Here is a 15,582-nt window from a genome sequence, read left to right as displayed (position 1 = left end):
TTAAATACCTAATAGTTTTTGAATATACGGGTTCACAAAGATATTTTCTGGATCATGTTCTTTTCTGAAAGTCATAAACTCCGTAAATTTTGGATATGCTTTTGCAACTTCTTCTGTATTAAACGTATTCATTTTACCCCAGTGAGGTCTTCCGTCATAGGCTTTAAATACTTCTTCTAAAGCAGCAAAATAAGCACTGCTATCTTTTTTATTATATACATGGCATGCGATATAAGCAGAGTCTCTATTGTAAGCAGGACTCATGTATACATCATCACCTTTAACCCAGCGATTTTCAATAGGAAAATGAATATTAAATTTCTTTGAATTGACAATTTTTTGTACATCTTTAAATACCTCTTGATAAGTTTCTGCTGGAATATTGTATTCCATTTCATGAAATTTTACCATTCGTTGTGTTGCATATACTTTATGACTGTGATATACTTTTTTTACATTGCTAATACTGGCCGCAGTAATGTTAGCTACTGTTTTATTCTGTGATGGAAAAATGGTAGCATATTCACACATGAGTTTGAAAACATGGTTTTCAAGTATGTATTCAGTCCAATAATTAAAAAAGTTTACTTTATCAGGTTCAGAATCTTCTACAATGTTTGAAGTTTTGGTCCAGGCAGTATTTGTATAAGGAATCCAATAAAACTCAAAATTTCTATTTTGAGAATTTCGTTCATTTAAAGTTGTTAAAACATCACTTAATTTCTCTTTTTTGTTTTGAAGTTTTAGTTTGTAAGTTGGTACACACTGTAAAGTAACTTCTGTAATAATTCCTAAGCATCCTAAAGATACTTGAGCAGCTTTAAATAGTTCTATATTTTTTGTGGTGGAGCACTCAATAATTTCTCCTTTCCCATTCACAAATTTCAACCCAATAACTTGGTTACTAATAGATTTAAGTCCAATACCCGTTCCATGTGTTCCAGTACTTATGGCACCTGCAATTGATTGAACGTTGATATCGCCCATATTTTCCATGGCTAATCCTTCTTTAAAAAGAAGTTCTCCTAATAAAGAAAGTTTCGTTCCTGCTTTTATAGTAGCTTGATTTTTTTCTTTATTAATTGAAATGAGTCCTTGAAAATTATCGAGAGTCACCAATATTTCATCAGTACTACATAAAGAAGTAAAAGAATGTCCAGAACCAATAACTCGAATTTTTTGGTTAAACCGAATAGCTTTTAAAATAAGTTGTTGAATTTCATTTTCCGAATGAGGAAATGCAACTGCAGATGGATTCCACTGTACATTTTCTGCCCAGTTTTTCATAATACCTTGAACTAATAGAGGTTAATAGCAAGGTAAGATAGCAAAAAATAAAAAAGGATTACAAAACCATTAAATTACAACCACGAATATCAGAGTTATCAAAACGACCTATAATTTCAAAACTGTTGTCTTGGTATACTTTACCTAAATCTTGTGTAGCGATAAAAGAACAAGAGTTATAGTTAGCTAAATCAATCACATTAATTCCACCAGATCTTCCTTTAGGTAAAATAGTTAAGGCATCTTCTGTATCACGAGTTAATATTTGCATCCAAGGAGGACAGTTAAAAATACCATTACCTTTTGAATATCCTTGACTCAAAAGCTCAGTCATTCCATATTCAGAATGAATTGTATCTACACCAAAACCATCACTTAAAATAGTATGCAATTCGTTACGAATAAGTTCTTTTCTTCTTCCTTTCATTCCACCAGTTTCCATAATAATGGTATTGGATAGATTGAATTCATACTGCTCAATTAAATCTAATAAAGCAAAAGAAACACCAAATAATAATACTTTCTTGTTTTGTTTATCTAATTGTATGAGTTTTTTAGCAAGTTCGTCAAGATTATTAAGATAAAAACCGCTTTCAGAATGGTTAGAACGCTTAATTAAATCATCTACCATATAAATTAAAGAAGACCCTTTACGTTCTAAATAATTAGGTAACAAGGCTAGTACCACATAATCTTCTATATTTCCGTAAAAGTGCTTAAAACCTTTTAAGTAACTGGTTTCATACCAAGATAAATCAGTTACTAAATGCTTACTGGTTGTACTTCCCGTAGTTCCAGAGCTTGTAAAAGTTTCTTGAATTTCATTGGTAGAAGAAAGTACCTCACGAGTTTTAAAAAACTGAATAGGTAAAAACGGAATTTGTTCAATAGTGTTTACATCAGATGGATGAACATATATTAAATCGCAAAAAGAACGATATACTCTGTTATTTTTAAACTGATGTTTAAAAACTTGCAATGCAGTTTTATTGAAATCTTCTGTAGACTGTATGTTAAAAATGGTGTTTTTCATAAACTTTTACAAAAGTAAGAGTATTCGACGCAACCTTTTTATTTTTTTTTCATCTAGTATATAAACCATAGAAAATTAAAAAAATAATAACCCCAATTATATATGTCATGAAAAAATTTTTAATCCTTTTTTTAAGTGTATTTACGTTTTATTCTTGTTTAGATGATGACGGCCCTAATGTTAGGTATGAGTTTTTAAAGGTTGATAGTGCTACAACTCCTGAAAGTTTTACATTCGGAGAAGTTGATACAATTAAGATAAAGTATACGTTGCCTAATAGTTGTTATTCTTTTGATGGATTATACTATCAAAAAGTAGATACAACTAGAATTGTAGCTGGTACAGCAATAGTAGCTCTTGATGTTGCTTGTACTGAAGAAGAGAGACAAGAAGAATATGCTTTTCCTGTTGAGGCAACTCAGGAAGAAGATTATGTTTTTAAGTTTTGGAAAGGTAAAAATGATGAAGGAGAAGATGTATACGAAGAAGTGGTAATTCCAGTAAATTTGTAACATCAATTTAGAAAAACTCATACAAGGATGCTGTCATCAAAATATCACAGCGCAAGCTCAAGTTTACCAGCTATTTTCTGGTAAACTTTTTGCGCTTTGTTTAAAGTACTCTCGTAATTATCAAGATGCAGAAGATACTTTACAAGATAGCTTTTTAACTATTTTTAAAAAGATGCCTCAATATCAACACAAAGGTTCTTTTGAAGGATGGATGAAGAGAATAACCATAAATACAGCATTACAAAAGTATAGAGAAAAGTCACCTTTGCAGTTAGTTTCAGAAGCTTCTGATGAGGAAATAGTAGAAGAAGTGGAGCTTGAAACCGAAAATGTGAATATTGATGCTTTATTAGAGTTAATTCAAAATTTACCAGATAGGTATCGTTTAGTTTTTAACCTTTATGTATTAGATAATTACTCACATAAAGAAATAGCAGAGTTGTTAAAAATTTCTGTAGGAACATCAAAATCAAATTTATCAAGGGCAAGACAGATATTGAAAAAAGAAATGGAACTATATCAAGCAAAAGAGGAAAACGCATAATAGATGGAAGAAAAAAACATCGATAGACTATTTCAAGAAAAACTTAAAGATTTGGAGGTAACTCCTAATGAAAGAGTATGGAATGCTATTGAAGAAAAACTACAAAAAAAGAAAAACCATCGTGTTTTTCCTTTTTGGTGGTTTTCTGGTGGGGTTGCAGCCATACTTGTTTTAGGTCTTTTGCTTTATCCTTATGCTAACGAACAAGAAAATATAGAGGATACAGATGCAATTATTGTTGAATCGCCAAAACTTGCACCAAAAGAGAAAAAAAATAAAAAAGAAGAGTTAAAAGATGATTTATTAATAAAATCAACAAAAGAAAATATAAGAGAAACACCTATCGTAAAAGAAGAAACGAAAAAGAAAAAAGTATTTAAAGAAAAGCTTTATGAAAATGAAGTTTTAACCGCTAATCATGTTGTGAAGGTTAGCAAAAAAGAGTTGCAAGAAAAAGATAGCAATAACGTGTCAAGTAGAGTAGTTGAAGGGGCTTTACTGGCTAAAAACGATGTTGTGAAAGAAGAAAACTCTACTGGCAAGCTTGAAAATAGCTTGCCAGTTATTAAAAAAGAAGAAAACCCTTTTTTGAAAAAAGAAAAAGATACAATTTATAAGGTTGTAAAACCAAAAAAAGACTTTTTAGCAGTTGTAAATGGTGAAGAAAATGAAAAAGAGAAGAAAGAAAAAAAGAAACTGTGGACTGTTTCACCAACTGTAGCTGTATTAAACTCTAATTCATTTTCTGAATCATCTCCTATAGATGTAAATTTATCTAACTCTACAAAAGGAAATATGAGTTATTCCTACGGAATACAAGTAGCATATCAATTAAATAAAAAATGGACACTTCAATCAGGAGTGCATCTACAAGAAATGGGATATTCCAATACTAACGTAGCTGTAAACCCTATAAAATCAAGTAATTCAAATGTAGCCTTTAGTTCCGGAGAAAGTTATGAGTTAAATGATACCTCTCAAACAAATTTTAGCACAAGTTCAGTATCTATAAGTTCAGGAAGTCTTGATGGTGAATTGAATCAAAGTTATGGGTATATTGAAGTTCCAGTAGAAGTCAAATATAGCATATTAGAAGGGAAAAAGTTAAAAACACAATTAGTAGTTGGTTTTAGTTCCTTGTTTTTAAATAAGAATGAAGTAGATTTAAAAACTACTGCTTTTTCAACCTCAGGAGAAGCTAGTAATTTAAATAGTATTAATTTTAGTGGAAATTTTGGGGTAGACCTTAACTATAAATTCAGCAAAAAATGGTCTTTAAATATTAATCCAATGCTAAAAACCCAATTAAATACATTTAAAAATGATTCAAATGGGTTTCAGCCATATTTTATAGGTGTTTATACAGGTTTAAATTATCAGTTTTAATCGTTGTAAATCTTAATGATTAAATCACCTTTATCATTCATTGAAGCTCTGTACATTCCAGCAGTATTAAATTCAAAAGACATATTACCATTTTTATCAAGTGCAACTACACCTCCTGTTCCTCCAAGTTTGGTTAATTTGTTTTGAATAACATCTTTAGTAGCTTCTTTTAACGATTTTTGTTGATATTCCATTTGAGCAGAAATATCGTAAGCAACTTGTGCACGTATAAAATATTCACCCCAACCAGTAGAAGAAACACCACAAGTTTTATTATTTGCATAGGTACCTGAACCAATAATAGGAGAATCTCCAATACGTCCCCAACGTTTGTTAGTCATTCCTCCTGTAGAAGTTCCCGCAGTAATATTCCCATCTTTATCTAGAGCAACGCAACCTACGGTACCGAACTTACTATTTTTAATATCAGCATCATAAAAAGAAGTCTCTTTATCATCATGATCTAATGCTGTTTTTTCTTTGTCTTTAATTCGTTGTAAAGATTTAAAGCGATTTTCAGTGTAAAAATAACTTGGATCAACAATTTCCAATCCTTGCTCTTTAGCAAATTGAGAAGCTCCGTTTCCCGATAACATCACATGATCAGAATTTGTCATTACCATTCTTGCAGCTTCAATAGGGCTTTTAATGTCTTTTACTCCAGCTACGGCACCTGCATTTAATGTTTTTCCATCCATAAAAGAAGCATCTAATTCATTAGTTTCTTTATGTGTGAACACAGCCCCTTTCCCTGCATTAAATAAAGGAGATTCTTCCATTATTTGAATGGTTTTTACAACAGCATCACCACTAGAACCACCATTTTTTAAAATTTCATACCCTGTTTTTATAGCTTCTTCTAGTTTAGTTTTGTAAGCAGTTTCTTTTTCTGGAGTCATATTCTTTTTTAGAATAGTTCCAGCCCCTCCATGAATAATAATGGCGAACTCATTTTCTGGTGTATCATTTTGTTTATTTGATGTTGTTTTGGGCGAATTACAAGCTGTTAATATCAAGAGTAAAGAAAGAAAGTAATAAATGTTTTTCATGATTATTTGTTAATTTTTAAACAAAAACAACACTGTTTGTTTAATTTATTAATTGTAAAATTATTCGTAGTTTTGAGCTTTAAATTTAAACAACTAAAATTACAATATAAAATATGGCAGATTTTGGTATCAAAGAAGCATTAGCTACTTTAGGCTTAAAAGAGATAAATGAAGGAACTTCAACAGGTTCAGTAAACTTTTCAAACGGTGAAGTTGTTGAATCGTATTCACCAGTAGACGGAAAGTTAATAGGAAAAGTAAAAGCTTCTACCAAAGAAGATTACGAAAAAGTAATGGATGCTGCTACTTCAGCATTTAAAACTTGGAGAACAATGCCTGCACCTCAACGTGGAGAGATTGTACGTCAATTTGGAAATAAATTAAGAGAGTTAAAAGAGCCGTTAGGTAAGTTAGTTTCTTACGAAATGGGAAAATCTTACCAAGAAGGTTTAGGTGAGGTTCAAGAAATGATTGACATCTGTGATTTTGCTGTAGGTTTATCTCGTCAGTTAAACGGACAAGTAATTCCATCAGAAAGACCAGAACACGTAATGAGAGAGCAATGGCACCCAATAGGAGTTGTTGGTATTATATCAGCATTTAACTTTCCTGTGGCTGTTTGGGCTTGGAATACAGCTTTAGCTTGGATTTGTGGTAACGTATGCGTATGGAAAGGTTCAGAAAAAGCACCTTTATGTTCTGTTGCTTGCCAAAACATTATTGCTGATATCTTAAAAGAAAACAACTTGCCAGAAGGTATTTCTTGTATCGTAAATGGTGACTATAAAGTTGGTGAATATATTACTACTGATGCGCGTATACCATTAGTATCTGCTACAGGTTCTACAAGAATGGGACGTATAGTTGGTGCAACTGTTGCTGAGCGTTTTGGTAAATCTTTGTTAGAGTTAGGTGGTAACAACGCTATCATTATCACTCCAACTGCTGATTTAAAGGTAGTGGTTCCTGGAGCTGTATTTGGTGCTGTTGGTACTTGTGGTCAACGTTGTACTTCTACACGCCGTTTAATCATCCATGAATCTGTTTACGATAGAGTAAGAGATGCGATTGTTGGAGCGTACGGTCAAATTAAAATTGGAAATCCATTAGATGAAAATAACCATGTTGGGCCATTAATTGATAAAGATTCTGTAGATACCTATTTAGCTGCTATTGAAAAAGCGAAAGCTGAAGGAGGAAACGTATTAGTAGAAGGAGGAGTTTTAGAAGGAGAAGGATATGAAAGTGGTTGTTATGTGAAGCCAGCGATTATTGAAGCTGAAAACCATTTTGAAATCGTTCAACACGAAACATTTGCTCCAATTTTATATTTAATGAAGTATTCAGGAGGTGTTGAAAACGCTATTGAATTACAAAACGGAGTTGCGCAAGGGTTATCTTCTTCAATCATGACAAATGAAATGAAAGAAGCTGAAAAATTCTTATCGTTTGCAGGATCTGATTGTGGTATTGCTAACGTAAATATTGGTACTTCTGGTGCTGAAATTGGAGGAGCTTTTGGTGGTGAAAAAGAAACAGGTGGTGGACGTGAGTCTGGATCTGATGCTTGGAAAGTATACATGCGTCGTCAGACAAATACCGTAAACTATTCTGATGAATTACCTTTAGCACAAGGAATTAAGTTCGATTTATAAGAAAACATAGTTTTCAAAATATAAAAAAGTCACATCTTTCGATGTGACTTTTTGTTTTTAACTAAGTTGTTGGTTATACTACTTTTCTAAAGCAGCAGCAATAACTTTATAAGATTCGTGTGCTTTCGACATTTTAGCATATTCTAAGGCAGTATAACCTCTTTCAGACTTTGCTTTTAATTTGGCTCCTTTTTCAATTAAAAGTTTAACGATATCTGCTTTGTTATATCTAGCAGCAAACATTAAAGGAGTTAATCCAGTAGATTTTCTGTTAATATCCGTTCCGTTTTCAACCATAGCCTTTACAGCTTCAAAGTTTCCAGCTCTAATTAATTTACAAAAAGTACTTACGTTAGGGTATTCTAGGTTAGTTTTCACAGGTGCTTCATATGAAGTTGAAGCAGCAGTAATAGTTCCGAAAGATAAAGCGATTGCTAAAGCAGTTAATACAAATTTTTTCATGATGTTAAGTTTTTATTTTAAGATTAGGTTACAGCTAAAAGACGCCTATAAAAACAAAACGTTTCAACAAATACACACACTTAACAATTATTTAAGATAAGCTCTTAAAAATATCTTAATAGATTAAATGTTTTTTAATAAATTAAAAATCAGTATTTTAACTAACTATTAACCGAATAATAAAATCATGAATTGGTGTATATTAATTTCATTAGCAGTAGCAGTAATTGCCGCTATTTTAGGCTATTTATTAGGAAAACTATCGAGTAAAAATATTAAGAAAGATGAAATAGTTCTTTTAAAAAATAAAATAGCAAAGTTAGAATCTAGTTTAAGGAACTGTAAGGAAAGTAAATTAGTACTAGAAACTGATTTAAAATTAGCAAAACCTAGTACAGCGTCATTTATATCTGAAAAACAAGATACGTTATTCAATATAGATGAAGTACAAAAAGTTTTTGGAAAAAAAATAAAAGAGAATGACTTAAAAATAGTTGATGGAATAGGGCCTAAAATAGAAGAGCTTTTTCATAATTTTAGTATAAATACTTGGAAGTTGTTGGCAGAAACGCCTGTAGAAAAATGCCAAGAAGTATTAAAAAGTGGAGGAGATCGTTATAGAGCTCACAAACCAAACACATGGCCTAAACAAGCACAACTTGCATACGAAGGTAAGTGGCAGGAGCTAAAAGATTGGCAAGACAATTTAGATAAAGGAAAATCTTGATAAGTACATAAACCTCCCTCTATTAGCGAGGTATTTTCTTTTATCTTTGTTTGGAACAACTAACGGTACTATGAAAATTATAGATCTATCCAAACCTATTCAATACAATAAAAAGGACCCTTGGTTTATGAAAGTTAAAATAAAACATAAACCACACCATAAAGTAAAATGGTTAATTAGAATATTAGGATTACCATTCAAACTTTTTCCTAAAAACTTTACAGGTTGGGCAGACGATACGATTCAAAAAATGGGTGTGCATTCTACAACTCATATTGATGCTCCTTGGCACTATTCACCAACGGTAAATGGAGAAAAGGCAAAAACGATAGATGAAGTTCCGTTAGACTGGTGTTTTGGAGAAGGTATTGTGATTGATATGAAACATAAAGTAGATTTTGATCCCATTACAGTAGAAGATATTCAACAATTTTTAAAAAACAATCAGTTAGAAATTCAACCGAACATGATTGTATTAATTAAAACAGGGCGCGATAAATTTAACGGAACAAAAGATTTTCATAAAAAAGGTACAGGAGTAAGTGCAAAAGCTACGGAATGGTTAATTAACCAAGGAATTAAAGTGATGGGAATTGATGCTTGGGGTTGGGATTTACCACTTCCGTATATGATTCAAAAAGCGAAAGAAACTAATAATTCTGAATTGTTTTGGGAAGGGCACTTGGTAGGACAAAACAAGGAATATTGCCATATGGAACAGTTGGTAAATCTAGATGCGTTGCCTTTAACAGGGTTTAAAGTAGCGGTATTTCCGTTAAAAATTGTAGGAGCTTCTGCAGCACCTGCAAGAGTGGTTGCGATGTTAGCATAAAAAGGGATGAAAGACATAAACTTCATATTTTTAGTACTAGCTTTAATTGCTGAAATTATTGGAACAGTAGGAGGTTTTGGTTCGTCTGTTTTTTTTGTTCCAATAGGAAATTTTTATTTCGATTTTTACTCTGTGTTAGGTCTTACAGCTATTTTTCATTTGTCTAGTAATGTGAGTAAAATCTTCTTATTTAAAAAAGGCTTAGATAAAAAATTGTTGATAAACATCGGAATTCCTTCAGTGGTTTTTGTGATTTTAGGAGGTGTATTATCAAAATATGTGAACAGTGACTATTTAGAAATATTTTTAGGAGTCTTTTTAGTGGGGTTTAGTGCTTTTTTCCTGATTAAAAATAAATTCGTTGTTTCTCCAAATAAAAAAAATGCCATTATAGGAGGTTCTTTCTCAGGATTTTCAGCGGGATTGTTAGGTACAGGAGGAGCTATTAGAGGTCTAACCATGGCAGCTTTTAACTTAGAAAAGAGTGTGTTTATAGCAACTTCAGCCTTTATAGATTTTATGATAGACTTCTCAAGAACATTTGTCTATTACAACAATGGTTACATTCACAATCACGACCTAAAATACGTTCCGTTTTTGTTTGTAATTGGATTAGTGGGGTCATATATAGGAAAGAAAGTATTAGCTTATATACCACAATCTAAATTTAGAAAGCTGTCGTTGTCTTTTATTCTATTAATTGGGATAGTAACGATTGTTCAGTTAGTGTTGAGGTAGCGTAGTAAGATTTTAAAAGAGGTTAAAAGATTCTAACTATACTTCACCTTGCGTATTACTCGCATTGCTTCTTTGTATTTGATATACGTAGTTTTATCTTCTAAGTTTTTAATATAATTTTTTGCTTTTTTAAGTTGTAGAGGAGCACTTTCAAATCCGTTTAAATAACAGATTAAATAGGAAGTTGGTAATCGATACACATCTTCGTGTTCAATAACCGAAAGAGGCTTTTTTCTCATAATCTTAGCAACGATACTGTTATTGTTTTTATAAATAAGCTGTAAAATATCGTTATGATACTGAGGAGCTTCAAAGAGAAATTCCGTTACAATATCATGCTTTCCGTTATCTTTAAAATTTATAATTGTTTTTTCTAGTGGATAACGTTTTTCACTCTTATCAATTCCTAAAACGATATATTCGGTAATAATAAATGATTGTTCGTTATGACTAATTTGCACATCATCTAATGCAGAAAAAAATAAACGAACTTGCTCGTTTACTAATTCAATATCAACTCGCGTAAAAAACTCTTCGTTATTTATAATCTTCTTTTTTCCAGCCCAACAAAGCACAAATTGTTCGTTAAATACTTTGTACTGCGGATTGTATTCTGGTTTGTGTCTTTCAATAAAATCAAAAACACCATCAAGAGTGAGCCGTATATTATTACTAGCATTTTTTTCAATAGCCTCAACAATCGCTTTGTTGTTGTTTTTAAGAATAAAACTTTCTTCGGTAGGCATAGAGTTACTGCCTCTGCGATAAAAAATAGTGCCTCTACGGTACTTCCATGCATTTTTAGCTAAAGAAGTAATTAATTTAGTCGGGTAAATAGTTACTAAACCAATTACTTTATGACGTTGTAAACGCGGAAAAGGAACATTTTCATATTCTATTTTTGGAGGATTTTTAAGGTAAGCATTTACTAGGTTCTGGATTTTACTATCATCGTAAAAATCCACCCCCATAATTTTATTTTCTTCATCTTCAATACCAATAACGATATATGAATTGTTGTTAGGGTTTGAATTAGAAAGTGCACAAACGTGTTTTATAAACTTAGCTTTACCTTCTTTAGAACTTAAAGACAACCTTTGTTTTTTATCATAAAAACTATTCTCGTCGTTATGAGATAGCAAGTTTTTAATTAAAAGACGTTTGTTAATCACAACTTAAGCGTTTTTATTCACAATAGTTGCACTGGCTTGCGCCGTAGGATATACAATTAAATCTTCAATATTTACATGGTATGGGCGTGTAACCACAAAATGAATAATGTCTGCAATATCTTCAGGTTGAAGCGCTTTATAGCCTTGATATACGGTCTTAGCTCTTTCAGAATCTCCTTTAAAGCGAACATCAGAAAATTCAGTTTCTACCAATCCAGGATGAATAGCGCATACACGAATGCTATGTTGGTTCAAATCAATACGCATTCCCTTATTTAAAGCGTTTACAGCGAACTTTGATGCACAATACACATTTCCGTTAGGGTATACATCTTTTCCTGCAATAGAGCCTATATTTAAGATGAATCCATTGTTGCGTTCTACCATTTGAGGAATAATTGCTTTTGAAACGTATAAGAGTCCTTTAACATTTCCATCTATCATCGCATCCCAATCATCAATGTTTCCGTTTTGAATGCTATTTAATCCATGGGCATTTCCAGCATTATTAATAAGAATGTCAATATGTTTAAAGTCGTCAGGTAAGCTATTAATTGCTTTCTGTACTTCTTCATTATAACGAACATCAAACTGAAGTATATGTATTTTGGTGAATTGTGATAGTTCTTGTTGTAATTTTTGCAGTTTTTCAATACGCCTACCACAAATAATTAAGTTGATGTTGTTCTTAGCAAAAAGTTGAGCGGTTGCCTTACCAATACCTGAGGTTGCTCCAGTAATTAAAGCAGTTTGTTGCATGGTTTTTTGTTTTGTATAAAGGTAAACTTTTTTATGTTAAGCTACTATTATAAAATGAAAAACCGCCCCTTGCGGAGCGGTTCCTTTTAGTTGGCTACTACACCAACCAAAAATCAACTAACCAAACTTTATTTTTATTTCCTTTTCGGAACTGTTTCTCTTTCTATTTTAGTACGTTTTCTACCGCTATTTCTTACAGTTGTTTTTGTACTTGTTTTTTCTCCTTTTAAATACTGTATAAATCCTCTTCCAGAAAAAACATAGGTTGTTTGAGAGCTTACATGGTATAACTGTATCTTTTCGTCATTTATAACGGTTAAATCAAACTCTTCAGTATCTCCGTTATCATAATTAAGTGTTAAATATTTTAAATTTTCTTCACCCTGAACATCACGAACTATATAGCTTCCCTCAAAGTCCCAACTTATATAATCAATATTTGTGCCAAAAGGGTCATGAGATGAATTGAAAGTTACGTTATTTTCTGGTGTAAACCTAAGGTAATGCTCTTCATCAAATGGATTTGCTACACCCCCAGATTCTCCGGTTCTTTCCCAAGCTTTAAACTCTTGTAAAAAATACTCAATATTGTCATAGAACAACATGTCATAATCAAAAGTGTTTACTTGATATCCTACTAAATAATAGCTGACATTTTGTGATAAATCATCAATTCTAATTTCGTTACTAGAAAGTTGTACTACATCAAATTCGTAATATCCATCTATATCATGATGAGTTTCTAAAACGGTTCCATAGGTACCATAGTTACCTACAGCTATTCCAAAACCATTTCCTGTTTTACCAATATCAACAATATTGTTATTTGCATACATGGTTCCGTTTAAAAAAGAAATGGTAAAAGCTCTTGATAAAAAAGGAACTTCGCCACTACCTGTTGTTCTGTGATAATCTACATACCATAAATCATAACTTGAAATATATTCGTTTAATGAAAAACTATCATCCACAATTTCATTCTTTACAACACAAGACGTAAGTGTTACACCACTAATAAGTAGTACTAAAAGTAATTTTATACGTTTCATAAGCATTCATTTTATGGTTATGCTAATAAGTTTTCAAATTACGTGCCAAAAATAAAAAACACCTCTTTTTGAGGTGTTTTAAACTACTTTAAAATGCAGTTTTACTGCATAAAGACGTTATCTTTTTTTATAATATTTTTTACTTTCACATAGTGTATTTTCTCTCCTATAACATAAGAAACCATTGCTTCATTCTCTTTTAGTTCAAATGGAAATTCTTCTGTAGGAGTATTAGGGGTATTTCCAAACTCTTTTTTAGGATCTGCATGTAAAATGATATCTTTTCTATCATTAGATGAGGTTTTATAACGTGCAGCGATATATTGTTTATCGTTATGTTGCTCAATAACAGCTTTGGTAATTTTATTTTGAAAATATACTTTTTGAAAATCAACAGGTTTCTCAGCAGTGAAATTGATAATCAAGTTAGTAGAGCTGTAACTACCTTTTACACCTCCTGTTACATGAGAATAACTTGCTGATTCTATTTTGAAAGGATGATTATTTTCCATTTTTACACTTGCGCATTTCGTAAAACTTAAAGCTAAAATTAAGATTCCAATTAATTTCATAGAGTTGTTTTTTAATGTTTAAATTTAGACATTCAAGGAATGTGCCAAGTCACAAATATAATCAGATTTGTATGAAGTTGAATTTCAGCTATTGGGAATTAAAAGAATGGTTTAAGGATGTCGATTTTACAGTAGTAGGTAGCGGTATTGTTGGGTTAAATTGTGCATTACAACTGAGTAAAAATTACCCGAAAGCTAAAATTCTTATTCTTGAAAAAGGAATATTACCTCAAGGAGCAAGTACTAAAAATGCAGGATTTGCTTGTTTTGGGAGTTTATCAGAATTAATTGATGATTTAGAAACACATACTGAAGATGAAGTTTTTAATTTGGTAAAAAAACGTTGGGAAGGCTTACAGCTTTTAAGAACTAATCTAGGTGATAAAAACATCGATTTTCAACAAAATAAAGGATATGAACTTTTTTTAACAACCGAACTATATGAATCGTGTTTGGATAAAAAGGAGGTTATAAACAAACTTTTACAACCGTTATTTTCTTCAGATGTTTTTACAGTCGATGACAATAAGTTTCATTTTAAAAATATTCATCAAAACTATATTACCAATCAATTTGAAGGACAGATTGATACTGGTAAAATGGCTGCAAAGTTGTTAGAAAAAGTGTTGTCTTCAGGAGTAAAAATTATCAATAATATTCAAGTTAAAGAATTTTCTGAAGGTAACGAACAAGTGGTTGTGCAAACGAATCAAATAATGTTTAAAACGAAAAAATTATTTGTTACTACCAACGGATTTGCAAATCAGCTATTAAACGAAAAAGTGCAACCAGCAAGAGCACAAGTGTTAATTACTAAACCAATTGAAAACTTACATATCAAAGGAACCTTTCATTTAGATAAAGGTTATTATTATTTTAGAAATATTGATGATAGAATTTTGTTTGGAGGAGGGAGAAATCTTGATTTCAAAGGTGAAGAAACTACTGATTTTGGGCAGACAGCACTTATTCAAAATAAATTGGAGGAAATTTTAAAAACTACAATCTTACCAAATACTAAAGTTGAAGTTGAACATCGTTGGAGTGGAATTATGGGAGTTGGAAATCAGAAAAAAACTATTGTAAAAAAGCTTTCAAATAATGTGTTTTGCGGAGTTCGTTTAGGTGGAATGGGTGTTGCCATTGGAAGCTTAGTAGGGAAGGAGTTAGCTGAACTTGTGGATTAATGATAATGATGTTTACATGGGGAAAATAAATATTAAAGGAGAATTATATAAACAATGTGAGCTGTATGTAAACAAACGTTTACAAACAGTGGAAGAAACAATTACCTCTCATCAAAAAGCTTTGCAATCTGAAACAAAAAGTTCAGCAGGAGATAAGCATGAAACTGGTAGAGCAATGCTACAGTTAGAAATGGAAAAAGCGAGTCAGCAACTCAGCGGAATTTCTCAAATGAAAGAAACACTAGCTAAAATTAATACAGAAACTATTTCAAAAATAACTCATTTAGGCAGCGTGGTTATAACAACCTCATCCATAAATTATTTTATAAGTATAAGTGTAGGTTTGTTAATTGTTGAAAACAAAAAATACTTTGCGGTATCTCCATCTTCACCTATAGGAAAGTTGGTCTTAGGAAAAAAAGAGGGTGAATCTTTTGAGTTTAATGGAGCAAAAAATACTATTAAAGAAATTTTTTAGAGTAAAAGGTAGGGTAAAATAAAAGTTACTTGTTTTAAGTCTGGAAAGGTTGTTATAACCAGAACAGAAAAAGAAGCTATAATACACTTTTATCTTTTGGTGTTTAGACGGTAAGAGTGTATTTTTTTAGAAAATAATTT

At 31.4% G+C, this 15,582-nt stretch carries 17 protein-coding genes; 9 read left to right on the top strand and 8 right to left on the bottom strand.

All coding sequences use genetic code 11. The features are described 5' to 3' along the window. Together ACQYZ7_RS02670 and ACQYZ7_RS02665 are read right to left on the bottom strand one after the other, a co-directional pair. Positions 1-1,287, bottom strand: a complete 1,287-nt coding sequence (locus tag ACQYZ7_RS02670; RefSeq protein ID WP_430728246.1) for a D-arabinono-1,4-lactone oxidase — start codon at positions 1,285-1,287, stop codon at positions 1-3. A gap of 58 nt (positions 1,288-1,345) precedes the next feature. Then, positions 1,346-2,320 carry an acyl transferase gene (locus ACQYZ7_RS02665; protein WP_430728245.1) on the bottom strand — a complete coding sequence of 325 codons (975 nt, stop codon included), beginning with the start codon at positions 2,318-2,320 and terminating at the stop codon, positions 1,346-1,348. Between the two features lie 107 nt (positions 2,321-2,427). On the opposite strand from ACQYZ7_RS02665, the gene ACQYZ7_RS02660 reads away from it, so the two are divergent. From ACQYZ7_RS02660 to ACQYZ7_RS02650, 3 genes are read left to right on the top strand one after another with little or no spacing between them, the layout of a single operon-like run. Beyond that, the gene (locus ACQYZ7_RS02660) at positions 2,428-2,832 is read left to right on the top strand and encodes a hypothetical protein (RefSeq protein WP_430728244.1); all 405 of its coding nucleotides are present in this window, start codon (positions 2,428-2,430) and stop codon (positions 2,830-2,832) included. Next, the gene (locus ACQYZ7_RS02655) at positions 2,825-3,376 is read left to right on the top strand and encodes an RNA polymerase sigma factor (protein ID WP_430728868.1); all 552 of its coding nucleotides are present in this window, start codon (positions 2,825-2,827) and stop codon (positions 3,374-3,376) included. Before ACQYZ7_RS02660 ends, ACQYZ7_RS02655 begins: the two co-directional genes overlap by 8 nt. Before the next feature lie 3 nt (positions 3,377-3,379). Further along, positions 3,380-4,762, top strand: a complete 1,383-nt coding sequence (locus ACQYZ7_RS02650; protein ID WP_430728243.1) for an outer membrane beta-barrel protein — start codon at positions 3,380-3,382, stop codon at positions 4,760-4,762. Here ACQYZ7_RS02650 and ACQYZ7_RS02645 read toward each other — a convergent pair. Further along, entirely contained in the window at positions 4,759-5,811 is a 1,053-nt protein-coding gene (locus ACQYZ7_RS02645) for an isoaspartyl peptidase/L-asparaginase family protein (RefSeq protein WP_430728242.1), read from the bottom strand. The genes ACQYZ7_RS02650 and ACQYZ7_RS02645 overlap by 4 nt on opposite strands. 113 nt (positions 5,812-5,924) lie before the next feature. On the opposite strand from ACQYZ7_RS02645, the gene amaB reads away from it, so the two are divergent. Further along, positions 5,925-7,466, top strand: a complete 1,542-nt coding sequence (gene amaB, locus ACQYZ7_RS02640; RefSeq protein WP_430728241.1) for an L-piperidine-6-carboxylate dehydrogenase — start codon at positions 5,925-5,927, stop codon at positions 7,464-7,466. A gap of 78 nt (positions 7,467-7,544) precedes the next feature. On the opposite strand, the gene ACQYZ7_RS02635 is transcribed toward amaB, so the two are convergent. Then, entirely contained in the window at positions 7,545-7,928 is a 384-nt protein-coding gene (locus tag ACQYZ7_RS02635; RefSeq protein WP_430728240.1) for an ankyrin repeat domain-containing protein, read from the bottom strand. A 187-nt stretch (positions 7,929-8,115) separates the two neighbouring features. Here ACQYZ7_RS02635 and ACQYZ7_RS02630 point away from each other — a divergent pair, with 187 nt between their 5' ends. From ACQYZ7_RS02630 to ACQYZ7_RS02620, 3 genes are all read left to right on the top strand, one after another. Continuing rightward, positions 8,116-8,655, top strand: coding sequence for a hypothetical protein (locus ACQYZ7_RS02630; RefSeq protein WP_430728239.1), 540 nt, complete (start codon positions 8,116-8,118; stop codon positions 8,653-8,655). A 70-nt stretch (positions 8,656-8,725) separates the two neighbouring features. Continuing rightward, entirely contained in the window at positions 8,726-9,487 is a 762-nt protein-coding gene (locus tag ACQYZ7_RS02625; protein ID WP_430728238.1) for a cyclase family protein, read from the top strand. Positions 9,488-9,493: 6 nt separating this feature from the next. Beyond that, positions 9,494-10,225: a sulfite exporter TauE/SafE family protein gene (locus ACQYZ7_RS02620; protein WP_430728237.1), complete on the top strand. Its 732-nt coding sequence runs from the start codon at positions 9,494-9,496 to the stop codon at positions 10,223-10,225. Positions 10,226-10,257: 32 nt separating this feature from the next. Here ACQYZ7_RS02620 and ACQYZ7_RS02615 read toward each other — a convergent pair whose 3' ends face one another. From ACQYZ7_RS02615 to ACQYZ7_RS02600, 4 genes are all read right to left on the bottom strand, one after another. Next, positions 10,258-11,397: an ATP-binding protein gene (locus tag ACQYZ7_RS02615; protein WP_430728236.1), complete on the bottom strand. Its 1,140-nt coding sequence runs from the start codon at positions 11,395-11,397 to the stop codon at positions 10,258-10,260. A 3-nt stretch (positions 11,398-11,400) separates the two neighbouring features. Continuing rightward, on the bottom strand, positions 11,401-12,156 hold the full coding sequence (locus ACQYZ7_RS02610) for an SDR family NAD(P)-dependent oxidoreductase (protein ID WP_430728235.1): 756 nt from the start codon (positions 12,154-12,156) through the stop codon (positions 11,401-11,403). A gap of 134 nt (positions 12,157-12,290) precedes the next feature. Beyond that, positions 12,291-13,205 (bottom strand): hypothetical protein, encoded by a 915-nt coding sequence (locus ACQYZ7_RS02605; protein ID WP_430728234.1) that lies wholly within the window; start codon positions 13,203-13,205, stop codon positions 12,291-12,293. A 101-nt stretch (positions 13,206-13,306) separates the two neighbouring features. Then, positions 13,307-13,777, bottom strand: a complete 471-nt coding sequence (locus ACQYZ7_RS02600; protein WP_430728233.1) for a hypothetical protein — start codon at positions 13,775-13,777, stop codon at positions 13,307-13,309. Between the two features lie 77 nt (positions 13,778-13,854). On the opposite strand from ACQYZ7_RS02600, the gene ACQYZ7_RS02595 reads away from it, so the two are divergent. Both ACQYZ7_RS02595 and ACQYZ7_RS02590 read left to right on the top strand, forming a co-directional pair. Beyond that, the gene (locus tag ACQYZ7_RS02595) at positions 13,855-14,964 is read left to right on the top strand and encodes an NAD(P)/FAD-dependent oxidoreductase (RefSeq protein WP_430728867.1); all 1,110 of its coding nucleotides are present in this window, start codon (positions 13,855-13,857) and stop codon (positions 14,962-14,964) included. A 16-nt stretch (positions 14,965-14,980) separates the two neighbouring features. After that, complete coding sequence (locus tag ACQYZ7_RS02590; RefSeq protein ID WP_430728232.1) at positions 14,981-15,442, top strand: 3-oxoacyl-ACP synthase; 462 nt, start codon at positions 14,981-14,983, stop codon at positions 15,440-15,442. Positions 15,443-15,582: the final 140 nt, after the last annotated feature.

Origin of the sequence: Tenacibaculum sp. SDUM215027 (assembly GCF_050566205.1) — a bacterium.
Taxonomy (GTDB): domain Bacteria; phylum Bacteroidota; class Bacteroidia; order Flavobacteriales; family Flavobacteriaceae; genus Polaribacter.
Note: the sequence above shows the minus strand (reverse complement) of the source record. Positions and strands in the feature narration are given on the sequence as shown.

Bases quoted from the DNA above. Each gene is read 5' to 3' on its own strand.
- ACQYZ7_RS02670 (WP_430728246.1), bottom strand. From the start codon at position 1,287: ATGAAAAACTGGGCAGAAAATGTACAGTGGAATCCATCTGCAGTTGCA.
- ACQYZ7_RS02665 (WP_430728245.1), bottom strand. From the start codon at position 2,320: ATGAAAAACACCATTTTTAACATACAGTCTACAGAAGATTTCAATAAA.
- ACQYZ7_RS02660 (WP_430728244.1), top strand. From the start codon at position 2,428: ATGAAAAAATTTTTAATCCTTTTTTTAAGTGTATTTACGTTTTATTCT.
- ACQYZ7_RS02650 (WP_430728243.1), top strand. From the start codon at position 3,380: ATGGAAGAAAAAAACATCGATAGACTATTTCAAGAAAAACTTAAAGAT.
- ACQYZ7_RS02645 (WP_430728242.1), bottom strand. From the start codon at position 5,811: ATGAAAAACATTTATTACTTTCTTTCTTTACTCTTGATATTAACAGCT.
- amaB (WP_430728241.1), top strand. From the start codon at position 5,925: ATGGCAGATTTTGGTATCAAAGAAGCATTAGCTACTTTAGGCTTAAAA.
- ACQYZ7_RS02635 (WP_430728240.1), bottom strand. From the start codon at position 7,928: ATGAAAAAATTTGTATTAACTGCTTTAGCAATCGCTTTATCTTTCGGA.
- ACQYZ7_RS02630 (WP_430728239.1), top strand. From the start codon at position 8,116: ATGAATTGGTGTATATTAATTTCATTAGCAGTAGCAGTAATTGCCGCT.
- ACQYZ7_RS02625 (WP_430728238.1), top strand. From the start codon at position 8,726: ATGAAAATTATAGATCTATCCAAACCTATTCAATACAATAAAAAGGAC.
- ACQYZ7_RS02620 (WP_430728237.1), top strand. From the start codon at position 9,494: ATGAAAGACATAAACTTCATATTTTTAGTACTAGCTTTAATTGCTGAA.
- ACQYZ7_RS02610 (WP_430728235.1), bottom strand. From the start codon at position 12,156: ATGCAACAAACTGCTTTAATTACTGGAGCAACCTCAGGTATTGGTAAG.
- ACQYZ7_RS02605 (WP_430728234.1), bottom strand. From the start codon at position 13,205: ATGAAACGTATAAAATTACTTTTAGTACTACTTATTAGTGGTGTAACA.
- ACQYZ7_RS02600 (WP_430728233.1), bottom strand. From the start codon at position 13,777: ATGAAATTAATTGGAATCTTAATTTTAGCTTTAAGTTTTACGAAATGC.
- ACQYZ7_RS02590 (WP_430728232.1), top strand. From the start codon at position 14,981: ATGGGGAAAATAAATATTAAAGGAGAATTATATAAACAATGTGAGCTG.